Genomic DNA, 18,369 nt, shown 5'->3' on the forward strand with positions numbered 1-18,369 from the left:
GGCCGAGCAGCCGCGGTTTGATGTGTTCCGGGCGCAGGGGCTCGGTCAGCAGCGGGTTGTCCATGAGGTAGATCTGGCCGACTGCGAGGTAGTTGACGGCGCGCCAGTGGGCGTCGAGCTCCGAGATGGGGTACGCGGTCATGTCCGCTCCTCCGTGCGGCGGTCCGGAACGTTCGTCGACTGAGCCGATGCCGACACTCTCCCCCCGCCCCGTTCCCGTCGCGAGGGGAGGACAGGCCCTCAGGGAGGGACTGTCGGCCCCTGTGCGGCACGGACCGTCGCGGCGAAGGTGGGTTCAGCGGCGCCGGCTCCCCCGGTCGGTGCCGCTCCCCCTGCCGGCCGACCCCGATGCCCCGGCATCAGTACGGAGGACAGACCTGTGAAGCGCACCCTCGTCGTGGGAGTGGACGGATCCCCGGAAAGCCGGGCCGCGGCCGACTGGGCCGCTCGCGAAGCCGTACGGCGCGACCTGCCCCTGCGGGTGGTCCACGCCTGGCTGTGGCAGCCGCTCGCCCTCCCGCTCGTCCAGGACCGCGGCACCGAGGCCCGGCGCGCCGAGGACATCCTGAAGGAGGCCGAGGGAGAGCTCACCGACCGGTACCCGGGGCTCACCGTCACCGTGGAAGTCCTTTCCGACGCGGTGGTGCCGGCTCTGCTGCATGCCGCCAAGGGAGCGGAGCTGCTCGTTCTGGGCACCCGCGGGCACAGCGCCCTGGCCGGCTTCCTGCTCGGCTCGTACGGCCGGCAGGTGATCGCCGCCGCGGAGTGCCCCGTGGTCTCCCTACGCTCCGCGCACGGCAGGCCGGTGGCCCTGCCGGAGCTGGGCGAGGTCGTCGTGGGCCAGCAGGGCGGCGTGGAGGAGTCCGCCGAGGTACTGCGCATCGCCTTCGAGGCGGCCGCCGCACGCGAGGTCCCGCTGCGCGCGGTCCGCGCCTGGAGCCTGCCCCCGGTCTACGGTTACAGCCCGGGCTCGATGTGGATCGCCGAGCAGTTCGGTGGCCTGGAGCCGTACGAGAAGGCGGCGCTGGAGCAGGCGCTGGAGCCGTGGCGGCTGAGGTATCCCGAGGTGGACGTCGTCGAGCACGTGGAGCGGGGCAGCGCCGGCCACGTCCTGCTCACCGCATCGTCGGACGCCCAGCTCCTCGTCGTAGGCCGCCGGGTCCGCGAGTCGTCGGTGGGGGCGCACATAGGATCCGTGGCCCATGCGGTCCTGCACCATTCGGCCTGCCCGGTCGCGGTGGTCCCGCACTCCTGACCGGCCCGGGGGAGCGGGAGGGGGCGGGGGCGGGGTGCGCGACTGTACGGCGCACCCTGTCCTGCCCACCCGCCACCACATCCTCTATTCGGCGGCCGGGACCGGGTGCCGACTCGGAGGGGTCAGCGCGTGACTGGCGATGACGGCGGCCTGGACACGACGCTCCACACCCAGCTTGATGAACAGCCGCGAGATGATGTTCTTCACCGTCTTCTCCGCAAGGTACATCCGCTTGCCGATCTCCCGGTTGGTGAGCCCCTCGCTGACCATGACGAGGATCTCCTTCTCCCGGTCGGTGAAGCCCGGCAGGCCGGGGACCTGCTCCTCCTTGGGGACGTCGCCGCGCATCCGGGCCATGAGCCGGGTTGTGGCGCCCGGGTCCAGCATGGACTGGCCGGACGCGACGGTACGGACGGCAGTGACCAGATCGGTGCCGGTGATCTGCTTCAGGACGTAGCCGGACGCCCCGGCCATCACGGCGTCCAGCAGTGCCTCCTCGTCGTCGAACGACGTGAGCATCAGGCAGGCCAGCTCGGGCATCCGCGAACGCAGCTCCCGGCACACGCTCACCCCGTCACCGTCCTGCAGCCGTACGTCCAGCACCGCCACCTGGGGGCGCAGCGCGGGGATGCGGATCAGCGCCTGCTCCGCGGTGCCCGCCTCACCGACCACGGTCAGATCGGGCTCGGCGTCCAGCAGGTCGTGCACCCCGCGTCGCACGACTTCGTGATCGTCGAGCAGGAAGACCGTGATCGGCGTCTTCGCAGGGGTGAGGGCACCGCTGTCGGTCATGACCAACTCCTTCGCCGGGTTCGTCCTGGGCGCACGGACATCGGCATCCTGCCTCCCGGAGGGGCCGAACGGACAGGGCCGATCGGCCCTCATCGGTCCGTACTCGGCTCGGCCGGGGCCCGGTCGGCGCTCAAAAGAGGGACCTTCGGCCCTGTCCGGAGGGCCTGCCGGACCTTCCCCGGTGCACCCGGCACCGGATGAACTGATGGCGCACGCGGAACGGCGCGACTCGACGGAGCCGCAAGCAGCGCGGAGGATCCCATGACGACCGCCTTGATCGACCTGAAGACCATGGCACGTGATGACCGCGGTCTGGAAGTCACCTTGTCCGGGGAGCTCGACCTCTACACGGCAGAGCAAGTGGAGCCGCGCCTCCACGAACTCGCACGAGCCGGCCACCGGAACCTGATTCTGGACCTGTGTGGCCTCTCCTTCTGTGACAGCGCCGGCATCGACCTCTTCATCCGTCTGAACCGCCGCTGTCGTGCGTCGGGAACGCGGCTCCTCCTCTGCGATGTGCCGCCCCCGGTGGTCAAGTCCATGCGGGTGCTCGGTGCCGACAGAGATCTTCGGCTCGTCGTCACGTGATCGCGATGTCGTCCGGATCCGGAGCCCTGATGTGGACCGTTCGGCCCTGGTTCCCTCACCGGATCGAGAGGGAGGCTGGTGAATCGAAAGCCGTAAGGACCGGTTTGGTACTCGACGAAGGTGCGCATCATGGACCAGGACGGCACGCAGCGCGCCGACGGCCGGGTCCGTGATACGACGCCTGCCCGGCACATGCGGGAGCTGGACAGGGCCGAGGCCCTGCGGCTGCTCGCGACGGTGTCACTGGGACGCATCGTCTTCACGCAGCACGCGCTGCCCGCCGTCCGTCCGGTGAACCACCTCGTCGAGGACGGGGACATCATCATCCGGATCCACGACGACGGTGCGCTCGCCGCCCTCGTGGCACCCGCCGACGTTCCCGGTGTGGTGGTCGCCTACGAAGCGGATGTCATAGACCCCGACACGCACCTCGGCTGGAGCGTCGTCGTGACCGGGTACGCGAGTCTGGTGGCCGATGCCGGCGAGATGGACCGCTATGCGGAACTTCTGTGCCCATGGGTGGCACAGCCCATGGCCGGCGCTCTGCGGATCCGCCCCGATCTCGTCACCGGATTCAGGCTGGAGGCGGAGGGAACGCGGCCCGCGTCGGTCGCCCCCCGGGGCCGGTCGTGACCGTGGCGTCAGCTCCCGGTGGGCAGTGGCGCCCGCCAGACGAGCCTGCTGCCTCCCTCGTCGGGCGTATCGATGGTGAAGTTCCCGCCCAGGCCCTCAGCCCGTTCGGCGAGGTTGCGCAAGCCGCTCCTGCGTCCCTGCGCCGGAATGCCCCTGCCGTTGTCGGAGACGGTCAGCATGATTTCTCCCGGCGCGGCCTTGAGGGTCACGCCGACCCGGGTCGCTTGCGCGTGGCGGGTCGCGTTGCTCAGGAGCTCGCCAAGCACCGCCATGACGTGGTCGGCGATCGGCAGCGGTACGTCCGTGTCGAGCAGGCCCTCCATGCTTAGACGCGGCGGATGGCCGAGGGCGGTGGCCGCGTCGCCGACGGCGCGGGCAGCGCGAGCCCGCAGGCCGGGGCCGCTCTCGCGGTCCTTCGTACGGAGCCCGAAGATCGTCGACCGGATGATCTTGATGGTCTCGTCCAGATCGTCGACTGCGCGACCGACCCGCTCCGCAGCCCCCTCGTGCTCGACGAGGCGAGCGGCACTTTGCAGGGTCATGCCGGTGGCGAAGAGCCGCTGGATGGCGAGATCGTGCAGGTCGCGGGCGATCCGATCGCGCTCCTCCAACAGAGCGATCTGCTCGGCGTCCCGTCGCCGCTCCGCCAGCTCCAGGGCCAGCGCCGCCTGACCGGCGAAGGCGACGAGCGGCTCCAGCTCCTCTTCGCCGAAGGCCGGATCTCCCGCCGGGCGCGCGAGCAGCAGAACGCCCCTGCTCTCCCCGGCGGTGGTTCCCAGCGGCACCGCCACGGCAGGGCCAAACCCGTCCTGTACCTGGACATCGGCGGGATACCGTTCATCGTCGGAGGCGTGCAGGGATGCGACGGACCGGCCCGCCTGATGCGCGGCTCCCGAGAGCGTCCCGGCGAAGGGGACGACGAGTCCCTGTCGTGCTTCGCTGTCCGCACCGACCGCGAACTCGACGACCAGGCCATCGGCTCCGGCCACCGGCATGGAGATGTCCGCGAGCCGCGCCGCAGTGATCTCCTGCGCGCGGCGGGCGATGAGCTCCAACACCGCCGGGCGAGAACTGCCCGACAGCAGGCTCTCGGTGATCTCCGCATTCGCCTTGAGCCAGCGCTGCTGGCGCTGCGAACCCTCGTAGAGCCGAGCGTTGTCGATCGCCACGCCCGCCGCCACGGAGAGAGTGGAGATCACCATCTCGTCCTCGGTGTCGAAATCGATTCCGCCGCGCTTGTCGGTGAGGTAGAGGTTGCCGAAGACCTCGTCGCGGACCCGGATCGGGACACCGAGGAACGTGCGCATGGGCGGGTGGTGCGCCGGAAAGCCGTAGGAGGAGGAGTGCGCGCCGAGGTCGGTGAGGCGCAGGGGCTCCGGGTGGTGGATGACCTCACCGAGCAGGCCGTGGCCGGCCGGCAGGGAGCCGATCTCGGCGATCTCCTTCTCGGTGAGTCCGACCGTGAGGAACTGCGAGAGCGTGCGGCCGTCGGGGCCGATCACTCCCAGCGCGCCGTACTCGGCATCGACGAGCAGCGCGGCCGCCTCCACGATCCGCCGGAGCACCTGGGCGAGATCCAGCTCCCGCCCGACCGACATGACGGCCTCCAGCAGGCTGTGCACCCGGTCGCGGGTACCGCGCACCGCGTCGATGCGCACTTGGAGCTCGTCGAGCAGCTCGTCCAGCCGCATCCGCGGAACTTGACTCAACGGATCCCCCACACTCACGAGCTTCTCCTCCGTTTGCCCGCCCCGTCCGGTGCCAGCGTATCGACACGCCTCGGCCCAGAGGGACATCGTTGCGCGCCGATGCCGGCCGTGACTGACTTGATCGCAGCACCGGACGATGAGGAGGGGGCGATCATGGGTCTCAAGAAGGCGGTCTACGAGAGCGAGCTGCTACGGCTCCAGACGGAGTTGGTGAAGCTTCAGGAGTGGGTGCGAGCGGAGGGCGCCCGCCTGGTCGTCGTCTTCGAGGGCCGTGACGCGGCGGGCAAGGGAGGCACGATCAAGCGAGTCGCCGAACACCTCAACCCCCGGGTGGCCCGCATCGCGGCCCTTCCGAAGCCGACGGAGCGGGAGCGCACCCAGTGGTACTTCCAGCGCTACGTGGAGCACCTGCCGGCCGCCGGCGAGATCGTGCTCTTCGACCGCAGCTGGTACAACCGCGCCGGAGTGGAGCACGTGATGGGCTTCTGCACGCCCGCGGAGCACCAGCGGTTCCTTCGCCAATGTCCGGCCTTCGAGCGCATGCTGGTGGAGGACGGGATCCTGCTCCGCAAGTACTGGTTCTCCGTCAGCGATGCCGTCCAGGAGGAACGCTTCCGGCGCCGCACGGAGGACCCGTTGCGGAGGTGGAAGCTCTCGCCGATGGATCTGGAGTCCCTGACGCGCTGGGAGGCGTACTCGCGGGCCAAGGACGAGATGCTCGTCCACACCGACACGGTGGACGCCCCCTGGTACGTGATCGAGAGCGACGACAAGCGCAGCGCCAGACTCAACATGATCGCCCACCTGCTGTCCTCGGCTCCCTACACGTTCGTGGCCCTGCCGTCGCTGACCCTGCCGCCCCGTCCCGCTTCCACGGGCTACGAGCGACCGTCCAAGGAGCTTCAGACCGCCGTGCCCGACCATGCGGCCACTCTCGGGAACGACTGAATCGGGGCGGGTGCCCGGTGGGGCCGGAGGCGCCATCAGTGAGGAGCCCGATGTCCGCGCGTGAAAGATCGTCCCTGCTGCCTCCTGGGCTCCGGGGGTACAAGCGGTCATGGCTCGGGTGGGACGCGCTGGCCGGTGTCACCGTCGCCGCCTATCTGGTGCCGCAGGTCATGGCGTACGCGGGGGTGGCCGGGCTCCCGCCCGTCGCAGGGCTCTGGGCCGTGCTGCCCGCCATCGTGCTCTATGCCCTGATCGGTTCCTCGCGGTTGCTGTCGGTGGGACCCGAGTCGACCACCGCGCTGATGACCGCCGTCGCCGTGGGACCACTTGCCGGCGGAGACCCGGGCAGATACGCCGTGCTCGCGGCGGCCCTCGCCGTGGTCGTCGGCCTCTTGTGCCTGATGGCCTGGGCCGTGCGGCTGGGCTTCCTCGCGGACCTGCTCTCACGGCCCGTACTCGTCGGCTACCTCGCAGGTGTCGCCCTGATCATGATCGTCGACCAGCTGCCCAGGCTCACCGGAGTGCGCACGACAGGTACGGACTTCCTTCCGAAGCTGTACTCCTTCGTCCTGAACCTCGCGCACGTCCACTGGCCGACCGTCTGCCTGACCCTGGCTGTCCTGGCCGTGCTCTTCGCCCTGCCGAGGTACTGGCACCTCGTTCCACGTCCCCTGCTCGCCCTGGTTCTCGCCACCGTCGTGGTGGCTGCGTTCGGACTGGACGAGAGGTACGGATCGCCGTGATCGGATCCGTACCCTCCGGGCTGCCGCTGCCCGAGCTTCCACCGCTCGGCGACCTGCCCCAGCTGGTGGTCCCGGCGCTGGGCGTCCTCATCGTCGGATACTCGGACGTGATCCTGACCGCCCGGGCCTTCGCCGGCCGCGCCGATCCGCAATCGCTGGACCCCAACCGTGAACTCCTTGCCCTGGGAGCGGCGAACCTGGGAGCGGGCGTGCTGCACGGCTTTCCCGTCAGCAGCAGTGCCAGCCGGACCGCCTTGGCCCAGTCCTCGAAGGCCAGGAGCCAGGCGTACTCCCTGTTCGCCGCGCTCGCGGTCCTGCTGGTCCTGCTCTTCCTCGGCCCCTTCCTGGCCCACACGCCGAGCGCCGTCCTCGGCGCCATCGTCGTCTACGCCGCCGTCCGCCTGATCGAGGTGGGCGAGTTCCGGCGCCTCGCGGCCTTCCGGCGACGCGAACTGCTGCTGGCCCTGGGATGTCTCATGGGTGTGCTGGCCCTCGGCATCCTGTACGGCGTCCTCGTCGCCGTGGCGCTGTCCGTGGTCGAGCTGTTGGCCCGCGTGGCCCGTCCGCACGATGCCGTGGAAGGCATGGTGCCAGGGCTCGTCGGCATGCACGACGTGGACGACTACCCGACGGCGCGGACCGTTCCGGGGCTGCTGATCTACCGATACGACTCACCGTTGTTCTTCGCCAACGCCGAGAACTTCCGCCGCCGGGCCCTGGCCGCCGTCGACGGACAGGAACCTCCGGCCCGCTGGTTCGTCCTCAACACCGAGGCGAACGTCGAGGTGGACGTCACCGCCCTGGACGCCGTGGACGCACTCCGCCAGGAACTCGGTCATCGGGGGATCGTCTTCGCCCTGGCCCGCGTCAAGCAGGAGCTCCGCGAGGACCTGGACGCGTACGGGCTCACCGCCTCGGTGGGCGCGGGTCGCATCTACCCGACCCTGCCCACGGCTCTGGAGGCCTACCGGGCCTGGAGCCGGGAGGCAGGGCTCGAGGAGGGCTGAGCGGGAGCCACCGGGTCGGGACCTGCCCCGCCGACGCGTAAGGCGGCTCCGGCCTCAGCCTCGGCCACCCGGACACCGGGGGTCGGGGATCGGCGGGGATGTCCCCGAGTCCCGGGCGACCTGAGGCCACTGCTGGGTGCGGTGCCGCGGCCCTCCGGAGCCGGCAGGCGGAACCGGCCGCCCGCCGGGGCCTGAGGCCGGAGGGGCCGGATGTCCCCAGGAAGGGCCATCCGGCCCCTCCGGAAACGCGGTGCCCGTCAGCCAGTGTGAGAGCAGAGCACGATTCCGCCGAGGAGGCTGGTGGCAGTCATGGGTTCCTACGTGTACGACTTCGCCGAGGGCGGCCGTGACATGGCCGATCTGCTCGGCGACAAGGGTGCCAACCTCGCGGAGATGGCACGCATGGGACTGCCCGTTCCGCCCGGCTTCACCATCACCACCGAGGCGTGCCGTGACTTCCTGGCCACCGGCGAGCCCCCGGAGGATCTGGACCGCCAGATCGGGGAACACCTGGCAGCGCTGGAGAGTGCCTCCGGCAAGAGGCTGGGGCAGGTGGACGACCCGCTGCTGCTGTCTGTCCGCTCGGCGGCGTTCTCCCTGCCGGGCATGATGGAGACCATCCTGGACATCGGTCTGAACGACCTGTCGGTGCTCGGACTGGGTAAGACCCCCGAGCGGGAGCGCTTCGCCTGGGATTCCTACCGTCGACTCGTGCAAATGTTCGGCAATACCGTCATGGGTGTCGACGTCACACTCTTCGAAGGCATGCTCCAGCGCGTCAAGGAGCAGCACCGCGTCGTGGACGACTCCCGGCTGGACACCTGCGACCTCATCAGGGTCGTCGAGTCGTTCAAAGACCTCATCTTCGACCGGACCGGGCGCAAGTTCCCGCAGGATCCGCGCGAACAACTACGAGAGGCGATCCTCGCCGTCTTCACCACGTGGAACAGTGAGCGTGCCCGCCTCTACGGCAGGCGCGAACACATCGCGGACGGCCTCGGCGCGGCGGTCACCATCCAACGGATGGTGTTCGGGAATCTCGGCACGGATTCCGGCAGTGGTGTCGCGTTCACCCGCGACACGGCCACCGGCCGTCCCGGCCTCTACGGCGACTATCTCCCCAACGCCCAAGGCGAGGACGTCGTTTCAGGCGTCCGCGACACTGTGACGCTCCACGAGCTGGCCACCCTCGACCCGACCTCGTTCCAGCAGCTGCGCGCGTACATGGAACAGCTGGAAGACCACTATCAAGACCTGTGCGACATCGAGTTCACGATCGAACACGGCACACTGTGGATGCTTGAGGCCCGGGTCGGCAAGCGTACCGCGCAGGCGGCTTCAGCATCCCCTCTCAACTGATCGATGAAGGCCTCTTCGGCGGACGAAGTCCTGGAACGGGTCAACGGTGAGGAGCTGGCCCGGCTGGTCTTCCCGATGGCCCATCAGGCATGATCGAGGGGAATCGCGCGGCACCAGGCAGTCATGCCAAGAACTCGCGTAGATAGGCGAGTTCAAGGGCACCGCGTTGGGCGGTTGTCCCAGTGATGGGTTGTCCAGGCGCGTCGGATGAGGCTGCGGACGGCGATGATCACATCAGCGAGATCGAAGAAGCCGGCGGTCGCGGCAGCGCGGTGTTCGTAGCAGTGGGCGAGGCGGTGGTAGGCGTTCTGCCAGGCGCAGGTGCGCTCCACGTGCCGGCGCCGACACGCTTGGATCGGCGCTTTCTCGCCCTTGTGCGCGATGCGCCCACGCAGGCCGCGTTCGTTGAGCAGGGCGCGGGTCTTGTGCGAGTCGTGCCGGTGTCCAGGTGCACGGTGACGTCGTCAGGCAGTGGCCCGAGTTCCGACAGGTGGTCAAGACTGGGGGCCGGCAACGGGGAGAAATGACAGTTCGCTCCGGCCAGGACACGGCCGAGCGGCATTCCGTAACCATCGGTCATTCCAGAACGATTCAGGCCTTGTTTGCCCCCGTCAATCGGGGAGCGCCCGGCGACCTCGCCACCGCCGGGCGCCTGGGTGATGGCGCAGTCAACGGCCATCTGGTCCAGCACGAGACCAACGGCCGGATTCCAGCTCGCCGCCGGGACGCCGGACCTCCGCGGCACCGGGGCCTCCGCGATCTGGGAAGGAACCGCCCGGTCCTCCACCATCATCGCCTGGTGGACGCCTGGCCCCCCGCTGCTGCAGCCGTCACCGAATCACTCAAGCACGCCATCCATGCCGCCGTACCCTGGCCCGGCATTCGGATCCGCTCGTCGCCACCACTCCGGCCTCACGTTGGGCCCGCGCAACCGCAGCCACAGACAGGCTCCCCTCACGACTGGCCGGCGACGGAGCCTGACAAGGTCCCGGTCTTCGGCCCGATCGCCGCTCGGGACCGGCTCTGCGAGGTGTGGGTGCGGGGGTCAGTGGTGGGCGGTGAGGCCGGTGATGAACTTGCGGCAGCGGCCCTGGGCGACGGGGGTGATGCCGTGGATGAGCTGGGCTCCGTAGGCGACGGCGGTGCCGGTGGAGGCAGGGGTGGTCCAGCGGGCGCCGGTGACGGTGTGGATCCAGGTGGTGTCCTCGTCGCCCCGGGAGATCTTGTCGTGGGGTGCGATGCGGGTGAAGCGCATGCCGGGTGCGTAGCCGGGGTGGGGGCCTTCGCCCAGGTGTTCGTCCCAGATGGCGGGGCTGGAGCTGGTCTCGATGAAGAAGTCCCCGCCGGAGATTGCGTCCTGGATGGTCACGCCGATCCGCGCGACGTGGCGGGGGAAGGCGAGGGGGTCGGGACCGATGCCGTCGAGGTGGCGGACGGCTCCTTCGCCGGGCCCGAACTCGATGTACTGCCAGGGTGAGGCCCCGTCCGTGGAGGGGAATGCCTGCCGCAGGGCGGGCAGGTGCATCTCGACGGCTGCATTCAGTACGCGCTGGACATGATCCGGCAGGTCGGTCAGTTCCTCGCCTACGTAGGAGGGCTGCCAGCCGGTGGCTGCGAGGTGGGCGTCAAGGAGGACGGTGAGTTCGCTGATCTCTTTCGGGGAGAGGAACGCGTCCACGGTGTGGGTGGTGAGAGTCTCGGTCAGAGTGATCACGATCGTCCTCCTGGTACGCGGTGGTGGGGATCCGGTGCATGGGAGAGCGGTAGGCGAGCCCATCCTCCGTCCCTGGCCCAGGGCGCGGGTGAGCGCGAGGGCGGCGCACGGGAGCACGCGCACGCCCCCGGCGCGTGCCGCAGGCGCACCACTGGGCTGGCTAGCCTCGGTGTCCCGATCACCTCGACTGTTCAGGAAGGGATCCACGATGACCGACGCCGAGGCCTACCGGGCCAAGATGGCCGCTCGGTTCCACACCTTCGACCAGGACGGCGACGGGGAGGTCACGCGCCGCGACTTCCATCACATGGCCCGCCGTGTCGCGGAGACCTTCGAGGTGACCGACGGGAGCGAGGCGGGTCTGCGGCTGACGGCCGCCGCCGATTGCTACTGGGAGGGGATGGCGGGCCTTGCCGACACCGACCTCGACGGGCGGATCACCCGGGCCGAGTTCGTCACCGCCGCCCAGGCCGGCCTGCACCAGGACCCGGGCGCCTTCGCCCGCATCGCACTGCCCTGGCACCAGGCCGTCCTCGACGTGGCCGACCCCGACGCAGAACAGGCGAGCAGCACCGCCTCGACGGTCGAGCGTGTACTGGTGGCACTCGGCGCCGAACCGCACCGGGCGCGTCTGATCTCGGCCGAACACCGTACCGACCCCACGGGACGCATCACCCACGAGGAGATCCTCCGCGAGGTCGAGAACTACTACACCACCGCCACTCCCCAACGTGCCTTCCCTGTACCGGCCTGACCGGCAGCCCTAGTGGGGGACGCGTTTCCTGGTGAGCCAGGTGGGTATCGGGGTTTCACGGACGTGCAGAGAGTCGGCTGGGACCCCTTGGTCCGCGGCGCCCTTGGTCTGCGGCCGTTCCTGTGGTGCTTTGAGCGGTAGCGGCAGGAGGTCGGCCGCGAAGTGCCAAGACGACGGGGATCGTCGGGGAGCGGCCGGCTGGATCGGGGTCGGCGATGCGGCACACCATGCGGTACCAGCCCGCGCGTATCGACCGCCGTGGCCAGGTACCGGCCGAGCGTCCTGTCCATACTGAAACACTCTGATGTCACCCGCATTCCGGCTCACGGCTGGGCCTGTTCCTCGGCATGTGGATCTACAGGAGCTTCGGGTCGGCGCGGCAGGAGCGGTCAAGAAGGGGCCGACGGCGTAAACGAGCCCGCCGATGAGCGTGGCTGCTCACACCCGCGCTGTGACGGCGTCCAGGGCGCGTCGGGCCGGATGAGGCGCAGCTGTGCGGTCAGCCTGGGCCTTCCGGCGTGGGGGGCGCCCGCAAAGCGGGGACATCACTTGAGGTGCCGAGCGTGCTCGAGACGGGCGGGATGGTGCGGCACCGGCAATGGCTAGTTCGTCAGGCGGCCCGCTTGTTCGCGAAGCTCTTGGTCCTCTGTGACTCCGCTGTACCGGCGCAGGCGGACCCGCATGTCCTGGAGCGCAGCTTGAACCTTTACGGAGCGGACGCCCTCCGCGCAGTCGAGGAACTCGCGCCAAGAGCACCGAGGCCCCACGGCCGATCGGGGCCCCCACGGCGACTGCCCACCGCCCGGTAGGGAATGATCATCCCGCTCGCGGGAGCGATCTCCGCCCCGTACTCAATGGTCAGCCCCGCTCGTGAACGCCCCGCGCAGGCGTCGTGCAGGGGCGTGGTGGCCCGTGCCGGTGTCAGCCGCGTGATGTGTCTCTTCTGCGTTCCCGGGCGGTGGAGCGCTTGTCTCTGGGGTCCAACCGAAAGTCCGGGCAGTCGCGGTTTTGGCATGCACCGGGGCCCCATACGGGAACGAATACGCCGAGGGTCTTGTGGCGGTGGATCGCGACCGGCATGGATTGCTTGCAGGTCGGACACGCGTACGCTTCGGAACCACGCTTCCTTTTGACCATTTCTTTACTGTATGCCCGTATTGATGCGGAGGGAAGGGTCGTGCTTCTCGCCTTGAGGGTGGGCGGTGTCAGGCGTCCCGACCTGGTGAACCGGTTGGGGGCTCGGAATCGTCTGCAGGCGGGGGCGGGATGGCCTGTCCGCTGTCCGCTGAGCCGGCCTGGTGTCTGTCGGCCTCCTCCGCGGTGTCTGTCGGGGCGGGCCTTCTGAGGCTGAGCACCACGGAACCCGTCAGAACGACGACGATGACCGCGAGGCTGATCGGTGAGGGGATTTCCGGGATCCCGGGGCTGATCATCTTGTGGGACGCCTGGAGGATGAGCTTGATGCCGATGAAGGCGAGGATGATCGCCAGTCCCTTGCTCAGGTAGTGGAAGCGGTCCAGGAGGCCCGCGAGCATGAAGTAGAGGGCCCGTAGGCCGAGGATGGCGAACGCGTTGCTGGTGTAGACGATGAACGCGTCGTCGCTGACCGCGAGGACGGCCGGGACGCTGTCGACGGCGAAGATCAGGTCTGCGGCCTCGATCGCGGCGACCACCGCGAGCAGCGGTGTCCCCACGAGCTTGCCGGCTTCCCTGACGAAGAACTTCGCCCCGGCGTACTCGTCCCGGACCGGGATGATCTTGCGGAGCATCCGTACGGCAAAGCTCTTGCCGGGGTCGAAGCTCTCCTCCTCGTCCTTGAGGAGTTTGTAGGTGCTGTAGAACAGGACCGCCGCGAAGGCGTACAGCACGGCGGTGAAGCGGCTGACGACCGCGACGCCCAGGGAGAGGAAGATCCCGCGGAAGACGAGGGCGCCGATGACGCCGAAGAACAACACGTGGTGCTGGTAGGCGCGGGGCACCTTGAAGTAGGCGAAGATCACGGCGAAGACGAACAGGTTGTCGACCGACAGGCTCTTCTCCAGCAGCCAGGCCGTCGTGTACTCGGTGCCGGCCGTGGTGCCGAGGACGAGGAAGACGACCGCGCCGAAGACCAGGGCCAGGCTCACCCACAGGCCGCTCCAGGCGGCTGCCTCCTTGAAGCCGATGACGTGCGCGGTGCGGTGGGACAGCAGGTCCACCGCCAGCGACACGACCACCGTCGTGGCGAACACTCCCCACAGCCAGAGCGGGACCTCAAGCACGCCGAACACCCTCACCACGGCCCGCATGGAACACGCCGGGCCCTACACAGGAGTCTCCGGCAATTCGTCCCCGGGAGCATGCGGAGGAGGCGGGGGTGAACGGAGGCGCTCCGGCGTTGCTCAGTTGCGCTCGTAAGTGGGAGCGTCCGCTTCGCGCTGGTAGATGTCGGGGATGCCGTCGGCGTCTGCGTCGATGTTCTCCGCCTCCCACAGCCGCCTGTAAGTGGCGTTGCGGCGCCGCAGGAGTACGGCCGCCACGACGGCGGCCGTGAGGGAGGCGATGAGGACGGCGGCCTTGACGTGTTCCCCGACCTCTTGGCCGGGGAAGGCGAGTTCGCCGATGAGGAGGGCGACGGTGAAGTCGATTCCCGCCAGCACGGACAGCCCCAGGACGTCCGCCCAGGCGAGGTCGGGGTTGAGCTGCGCTTTGGTGAAGCGGGCGGCGAGGTAGGTGCCGAGGAAGATTCCGAGGACCTTGCCGATGACGAGGCCCATGGCGACGCCGGCGACGGACTCGGCCGCGATGAGGTCCCACGTCTGGCGGGTGCGACGGGCGGGGGAACACACGACGAGGTCGGGAACACAGTCGGCCTCACGCAGCCAGCGGCCGGCTTCCGGTGCTTCGCGGCGGCCGCGCGGGGCGAGCGGCCGCTCGGAGTCGGGCATCTCCGGCCAGGCGGACTTGGCGTGCCGCAGGACGACCAGGCGCCGGGACTCATCCGACGTCATGGCCTCGCCGGGTGCTGGTGGCCGACCTCGCGCGCGAGGTCCAGCCCGAGGACGCGGTCGAGAAAGGCGAACGTCTCGAACTTTGCACCGACCAGCATGTCCAGGACAGCGGGGACGCCGAGGTCATCGGCGAGCGCGGCATGGGCCTGTCGCAGCACGTCGGCGGGGATCGGCCTGGACGGCTCCTGCGCCCAGTCGGCCACCTGCTGCCGCCAGTGCCTCAGCATCCGCCGAGCCTCGTCGAGCGCGGCGCTGGTGACCGTGACCGGCGTGCTGTGGGCGTGGCCGAGCAACAGCATCCTCACAGCCAGCGGGTCGGTCCCCTCTCGGGCGAATGCGTCCGGGAGATCCGAGGCGAGGAGGTGGCCGCGGCCTGGGACGCCCCCGTCCGGGGGTGCCGGGCTGACCTGGCCCACGTCGATCCGGACCCCGCCGATGGCATCCTGCACGGCGGTGCCGTACGCGAGCACGTGCACGTCGGCAGCGGCGCACATCGTCTCGGTCAGATGGTGAACGCCGACGGTGGCGGGCGGGTGGATGCCGAGAACGGCCATGGCCCGTTCGAGCCCCTGGGCCGGCTCAGGCGGCAGGTCGGGCGTAGTGAGGACCGTGACGGACTGCAGCCCGTGCAACTCCGCGGTGCGCGCCAGTACGTCACCGACCAGGGGCGCCCGCACGTGCACCGCGCCGATCCCGGTGTCGATGACCGGCAGGTGGACGCAGATGCGCAGCAGGTGGCGGTGTGCGGAGGGGATCTCCACGAGGCGGCCGGTGCGAGTGTCGGCGATACGCAGCATGATGCGGAGGCTAGTCGTGGAAATCTCCGGTACGGGGGAGGACCTGACCAGGATGCCGACGTTGTGGAATACCGCGCGTCGCACGGTCATGGGGTCGCGGTCCTGTCGGTCGAGGTGCGCTGACCATGTCGGCTGTCTGGCCTGTATCGCCGCGAAACGTCACTGGTGCCGGAGAAGCGCCAGGGGCATACCATGATGAATGGGTCGGTGCACTCTCACGTGCAGCGCCCGGAAGGGCGGCCCCGGCGTGTGAATGTGCCGGGGCCGTTGTGTCACCCTCGTCGCGCTGCAGGGAGCGGGGCATGATCCATTCAGCCGCTATCCGCGAGTGGCGCGACTGCGATGTCGTCGACCCGAAAGGACACAGGATCGGCTCGCTGGAAGCGATCTACGTGCCTATCGCTACCGACGGACCGGCATGGCCACCGTCCTCACCGGCTTGCCCACCCGCCGGCGCCTGGTCTTCGTTCCTCTCGACGAGGCGATCCCGGGACCGGGCTACGTCAAGGTCGCGCACGCCAAGGCACTCGTGAAGAAGGCCCCTTGGCCGGTTCGGCAGTTCACTGGCCAACGAACTGACCCGGCGCGGCTGGGACGTGCTGGGCATCGACACCGACGCCGCTCTTGTGCAGAAGCACAGCGACATCTTCACCCACACCGCCGTCGCAGACTGCACCGATCCCGAGGTGCTCCGACAGCTCGGCGTCGGGGACTTCCCCAGCGTGGTCGTCGGCATCGGCATCGGCACCGACATCGAGGCCAGCGTCCTCGTCGCCTCCAACCTCCTGGAGGAGAACGTCCCCAACATCTGGGCCAAGGCCATCAGCCGCCAGCACGGACAGATCCTCGAACGCCTCGGCGTCCACCACGTCGTCCTCCCCGAACACGAGATGGGCGAGCGCGTCGCCCACCTCGTCACCGGCCGCATGCTCGACTTCATCGAGTTCGACGACGATTACGCCCTGGTCAAGACCATCACCCCGAACGCGATCACCGGCGTCCCGCTCGGGCAGAGCGCAGTCCGCACCAAGTACGGCATCACCGTCGTCGGCATCAAACGCCCCGGGCACGACTTCACCCACGCCACGGCCGAGACCGTCGTCGAGAAGGGCGACGTCATCATCGTCACGGGCAAGACCACCGCTGTCGAAACGTTCACCGAACTCGCCTGACGATCGACGGACGGCAGGAAGTACGCCGCCAGTACGACGCACTGCCCCGCAGCTGTGGCGGACTGATGGCGGAGCAGGTCAAGGGCGGTGCCGGGCAGGATTTCCGCCGCTGAGGTCACGGCGAGCCGGAAGGCCTGGTGCCGACCGCTCTCGATGGGGCTCCGGGGCCCTGCCGGAGGCCCGCAGCCGCGTCACCGGGCCGGCCGAGGTTCTTCGTCACGTACCAGCGAGGAAACGTCGGCTAACGGCAGTCGGCGTCCAGGCCCAGCATGAGGACACCGGCCACGAGCATGGCTATGCCGACGGCGAGAACCGGGATCCATGGGCCCGGGAGGATGTAGAGCGCGGCGCCGGCCATGGTGGTGATGGTGCCGACTACGGCCAGGGCGATGGCGGCCCAGATGCGCGACATGCTCCCTCGCTGGGCTGGTGCGGCACGACTGATGTGAAGAACGTTATACCGCTCGGCGGGCCGCTTGCAGGGCGTGCCCTCCCGGCGGATGCGGCGCGACGGGGAGGCCGAGGCCCCAGGTCAGCGTTGCGGGTGGTCGCAGCGGGATACGCGGGCGGGGCGCGGGCTGATCACGGCGTCGGGTTCGATAACCAACCCGGTACCGGCGTCGGCAACCAACCCGGTACCGGCGTCGGCGGGCTGCTCGCCGGCGGCTGTTCTGCCAGCCGGGTCGTTCTTCATCGCCCTGGCCTCGCTTTTCAGAATCCGGGCGGACTTCCCCATCGAGCGGGCGAGTTCGGGCAGCTTCTTGGCTCCGAAGACCAGGATGACGAGGGTGAGGATGATCGCTATCTCACTGATGCCGAACACTGCGTTGGCCTCCGATGCGGGTGATGCCCTCTTCGTCGAGCCTGCACGCCGGCTCCGGCCTGTACGTGTCCGCTGTGCTGGTGCTGGTTACAGATGGGAGGTGATGGCGGGCAGCAGGTCCTGGAACGTGCGGCCGTTGGCCGGCTCGCCGATCGCGGACATGTTCCAGCTCTGCCCGGATCGGTGGACCTTGGCCATGACCTGGGCGGTGTAGGTGCCGCCGCCGGAGAGGGTGTAGCGGGCCAGCTCCTGGCCGTTGGTCTCGTCGATGAGGCGGCAGAAGGCGTTCTGCACGTCCGTGAAGGTCTGCCCGGTGAAGGAGTTGACGGTGAAGACGATCTGGTCGACGTGCACGGGCACCCGTGAGAGGTCCACCAGGATGGACTCGTCGTCCCCGCCCTGTCCGGCGCCGCCGACGCGGTTGTCCCCGGTGTGGCGCACCGAGCCGTCCTTGCTGACCAGCTGTTGGAAGAACACCACGTCCACCGGATCCTTGCCCGCGAACAGTACGGCCGAGGCGTCCAGGTCGATCTCCCGCGCGGTCATCCGGGCGAGAAAGCCCTTGCGTGGGGCGGATTGCCAGCCCAACCCCATGCGGACCACGCTCAGCGTGCCACCGCCGGCCTTCTCCAGGCTGATCTGCTGGCCCTTGTCGAGATTGATTCCCACCGTGTCCTCCTGATGATCGGCCGTCGGACAGCATCTTCGCGAGGCCGCCTTCGCGACCGCCATGAATCTACAGCACTGTAGAAAAAGATGACGGTGTACGCGGTGCCCCGTTCCTGGGCAATCCGGCGCGCGGTCGTACCCGGCGGATGGGGGAGTTGCGGGTCGGTGCGGCGGGGATGCGAGCCGCACGGGCTCGAAGTCGGCTCCGCCCCCGGTTCCGGGCGGGCCTTCCTGCCTCAAAGGATCCCCGGATCGAGTGACACGGCTGCGCCTGTATCGGGTGACGGGGGCGGTCCGCCGGGCCCGGCGGACCCCCCCCCCCCGCAGGGGGGGGTTTAGAAAACGACCCCGCAAAAAGAGGGCGTGGCCGTCAAACCCGAGGGGGTGAGAAGGCCCCCCCCGCGGGCCAAACACAC

At 69.3% G+C, this 18,369-nt stretch carries 15 protein-coding genes and 6 pseudogenes; 9 read left to right on the forward strand and 12 right to left on the reverse strand.

Features of this window, described 5'->3' with window-relative positions:
* A partial coding sequence (locus tag ACFY04_RS42720; protein ID WP_389126427.1) for a hypothetical protein occupies window positions 1–190 on the reverse strand: 190 nt, incomplete at its 3' end.
* A gap of 189 nt (window positions 191–379) precedes the next feature.
* Here ACFY04_RS42720 and ACFY04_RS42725 point away from each other — a divergent pair.
* The gene (locus ACFY04_RS42725; protein WP_389126409.1) at window positions 380–1,255 is read left to right on the forward strand and encodes a universal stress protein; all 876 of its coding nucleotides are present in this window, start codon (window positions 380–382) and stop codon (window positions 1,253–1,255) included.
* Between the two features lie 84 nt (window positions 1,256–1,339).
* Here ACFY04_RS42725 and ACFY04_RS42730 read toward each other — a convergent pair whose 3' ends face one another.
* Entirely contained in the window at window positions 1,340–2,047 is a 708-nt protein-coding gene (locus tag ACFY04_RS42730; RefSeq protein WP_389126410.1) for a response regulator, read from the reverse strand.
* 261 nt (window positions 2,048–2,308) lie between these two features.
* Here ACFY04_RS42730 and ACFY04_RS42735 point away from each other — a divergent pair, with 261 nt between their 5' ends.
* A complete protein-coding gene (locus ACFY04_RS42735) occupies window positions 2,309–2,635 on the forward strand; it encodes an STAS domain-containing protein (protein WP_161297430.1) in 327 nt (108 codons plus the stop codon).
* Between the two features lie 129 nt (window positions 2,636–2,764).
* The gene (locus ACFY04_RS42740) at window positions 2,765–3,268 is read left to right on the forward strand and encodes a pyridoxamine 5'-phosphate oxidase family protein (RefSeq protein ID WP_389126412.1); all 504 of its coding nucleotides are present in this window, start codon (window positions 2,765–2,767) and stop codon (window positions 3,266–3,268) included.
* Between the two features lie 8 nt (window positions 3,269–3,276).
* On the opposite strand, the gene ACFY04_RS42745 is transcribed toward ACFY04_RS42740, so the two are convergent.
* Window positions 3,277–4,959: a GAF domain-containing protein gene (locus ACFY04_RS42745; RefSeq protein ID WP_389126413.1), complete on the reverse strand. Its 1,683-nt coding sequence runs from the start codon at window positions 4,957–4,959 to the stop codon at window positions 3,277–3,279.
* A 171-nt stretch (window positions 4,960–5,130) separates the two neighbouring features.
* Between ACFY04_RS42745 and ppk2 the strand changes: the two genes are divergently transcribed.
* From ppk2 to ACFY04_RS42760, 3 genes and pseudogenes are all read left to right on the forward strand, one after another.
* Complete coding sequence (ppk2, locus tag ACFY04_RS42750) at window positions 5,131–5,925, forward strand: polyphosphate kinase 2 (protein ID WP_389126414.1); 795 nt, start codon at window positions 5,131–5,133, stop codon at window positions 5,923–5,925.
* A gap of 50 nt (window positions 5,926–5,975) precedes the next feature.
* A pseudogene (locus ACFY04_RS42755) lies at window positions 5,976–7,675 on the forward strand (SulP family inorganic anion transporter).
* Window positions 7,676–7,984: 309 nt separating this feature from the next.
* A pseudogene (locus tag ACFY04_RS42760) lies at window positions 7,985–9,109 on the forward strand (PEP/pyruvate-binding domain-containing protein); the annotation flags it as partial.
* A 77-nt stretch (window positions 9,110–9,186) separates the two neighbouring features.
* Here ACFY04_RS42760 and ACFY04_RS42765 read toward each other — a convergent pair.
* Both ACFY04_RS42765 and ACFY04_RS42770 read right to left on the reverse strand, forming a co-directional pair.
* Window positions 9,187–9,737, reverse strand: a pseudogene (locus tag ACFY04_RS42765) (IS5/IS1182 family transposase); the annotation flags it as partial.
* Between the two features lie 342 nt (window positions 9,738–10,079).
* Complete coding sequence (locus ACFY04_RS42770) at window positions 10,080–10,748, reverse strand: hypothetical protein (RefSeq protein ID WP_389126416.1); 669 nt, start codon at window positions 10,746–10,748, stop codon at window positions 10,080–10,082.
* Window positions 10,749–10,956: 208 nt separating this feature from the next.
* On the opposite strand from ACFY04_RS42770, the gene ACFY04_RS42775 reads away from it, so the two are divergent.
* The gene (locus ACFY04_RS42775) at window positions 10,957–11,502 is read left to right on the forward strand and encodes an EF-hand domain-containing protein (protein ID WP_389126418.1); all 546 of its coding nucleotides are present in this window, start codon (window positions 10,957–10,959) and stop codon (window positions 11,500–11,502) included.
* Window positions 11,503–12,707: 1,205 nt separating this feature from the next.
* Here ACFY04_RS42775 and ACFY04_RS42780 read toward each other — a convergent pair.
* The 4 genes and pseudogenes from ACFY04_RS42780 to ACFY04_RS42795 form a co-directional block, all read right to left on the reverse strand.
* Window positions 12,708–13,763 (reverse strand): TerC family protein, encoded by a 1,056-nt coding sequence (locus tag ACFY04_RS42780; RefSeq protein WP_389126419.1) that lies wholly within the window; start codon window positions 13,761–13,763, stop codon window positions 12,708–12,710.
* 120 nt (window positions 13,764–13,883) lie between these two features.
* Window positions 13,884–14,267: pseudogene (locus ACFY04_RS42785) on the reverse strand (Na+/H+ antiporter NhaA); the annotation flags it as partial.
* A gap of 69 nt (window positions 14,268–14,336) precedes the next feature.
* Window positions 14,337–14,492, reverse strand: a pseudogene (locus ACFY04_RS42790) (SixA phosphatase family protein); the annotation flags it as partial.
* Entirely contained in the window at window positions 14,489–15,289 is an 801-nt protein-coding gene (locus tag ACFY04_RS42795) for a hypothetical protein (protein ID WP_389126421.1), read from the reverse strand. The gene ACFY04_RS42795 and the pseudogene ACFY04_RS42790, both read right to left, overlap by 4 nt.
* A 302-nt stretch (window positions 15,290–15,591) precedes the next feature.
* Here ACFY04_RS42795 and ACFY04_RS42800 point away from each other — a divergent pair.
* Both ACFY04_RS42800 and ACFY04_RS42805 read left to right on the forward strand, forming a co-directional pair.
* Window positions 15,592–15,833: pseudogene (locus ACFY04_RS42800) on the forward strand (PRC-barrel domain-containing protein); the annotation flags it as partial.
* 52 nt (window positions 15,834–15,885) lie between these two features.
* A complete protein-coding gene (locus ACFY04_RS42805; RefSeq protein ID WP_389126422.1) occupies window positions 15,886–16,461 on the forward strand; it encodes a potassium channel family protein in 576 nt (191 codons plus the stop codon).
* Window positions 16,462–16,702: 241 nt separating this feature from the next.
* Here the strand turns inward: ACFY04_RS42805 and ACFY04_RS42810 are convergent, their stop codons facing one another.
* From ACFY04_RS42810 to ACFY04_RS42820, 3 genes are all read right to left on the reverse strand, one after another.
* Window positions 16,703–16,873, reverse strand: coding sequence for a hypothetical protein (locus ACFY04_RS42810; RefSeq protein WP_389126423.1), 171 nt, complete (start codon window positions 16,871–16,873; stop codon window positions 16,703–16,705).
* 120 nt (window positions 16,874–16,993) lie between these two features.
* On the reverse strand, window positions 16,994–17,284 hold the full coding sequence (locus ACFY04_RS42815) for a Sec-independent protein translocase subunit TatA (protein ID WP_389126424.1): 291 nt from the start codon (window positions 17,282–17,284) through the stop codon (window positions 16,994–16,996).
* A gap of 87 nt (window positions 17,285–17,371) precedes the next feature.
* Window positions 17,372–17,953: a TerD family protein gene (locus ACFY04_RS42820; protein ID WP_389126426.1), complete on the reverse strand. Its 582-nt coding sequence runs from the start codon at window positions 17,951–17,953 to the stop codon at window positions 17,372–17,374.
* Between the last annotated feature and the right edge of the window lie 416 nt (window positions 17,954–18,369).

The organism is Streptomyces sp. NPDC001549, from assembly GCF_042894025.1.
In the GTDB taxonomy this organism is placed as follows: domain Bacteria; phylum Actinomycetota; class Actinomycetes; order Streptomycetales; family Streptomycetaceae; genus Streptomyces; species Streptomyces kutzneri.

Excerpts from the sequence above, each read along its gene's own strand:
- ACFY04_RS42730 (WP_389126410.1), bottom strand. The coding sequence starts at position 2,047 with ATGACCGACAGCGGTGCCCTCACCCCTGCGAAGACGCCGATCACGGTC.
- ACFY04_RS42735 (WP_161297430.1), top strand. The coding sequence starts at position 2,309 with ATGACGACCGCCTTGATCGACCTGAAGACCATGGCACGTGATGACCGC.
- ACFY04_RS42740 (WP_389126412.1), top strand. The coding sequence starts at position 2,765 with ATGGACCAGGACGGCACGCAGCGCGCCGACGGCCGGGTCCGTGATACG.
- ACFY04_RS42745 (WP_389126413.1), bottom strand. The coding sequence starts at position 4,959 with ATGCGGCTGGACGAGCTGCTCGACGAGCTCCAAGTGCGCATCGACGCG.
- ppk2 (WP_389126414.1), top strand. The coding sequence starts at position 5,131 with ATGGGTCTCAAGAAGGCGGTCTACGAGAGCGAGCTGCTACGGCTCCAG.
- ACFY04_RS42775 (WP_389126418.1), top strand. The coding sequence starts at position 10,957 with ATGACCGACGCCGAGGCCTACCGGGCCAAGATGGCCGCTCGGTTCCAC.
- ACFY04_RS42795 (WP_389126421.1), bottom strand. The coding sequence starts at position 15,289 with ATGCTGCGTATCGCCGACACTCGCACCGGCCGCCTCGTGGAGATCCCC.
- ACFY04_RS42810 (WP_389126423.1), bottom strand. The coding sequence starts at position 16,873 with ATGTCGCGCATCTGGGCCGCCATCGCCCTGGCCGTAGTCGGCACCATC.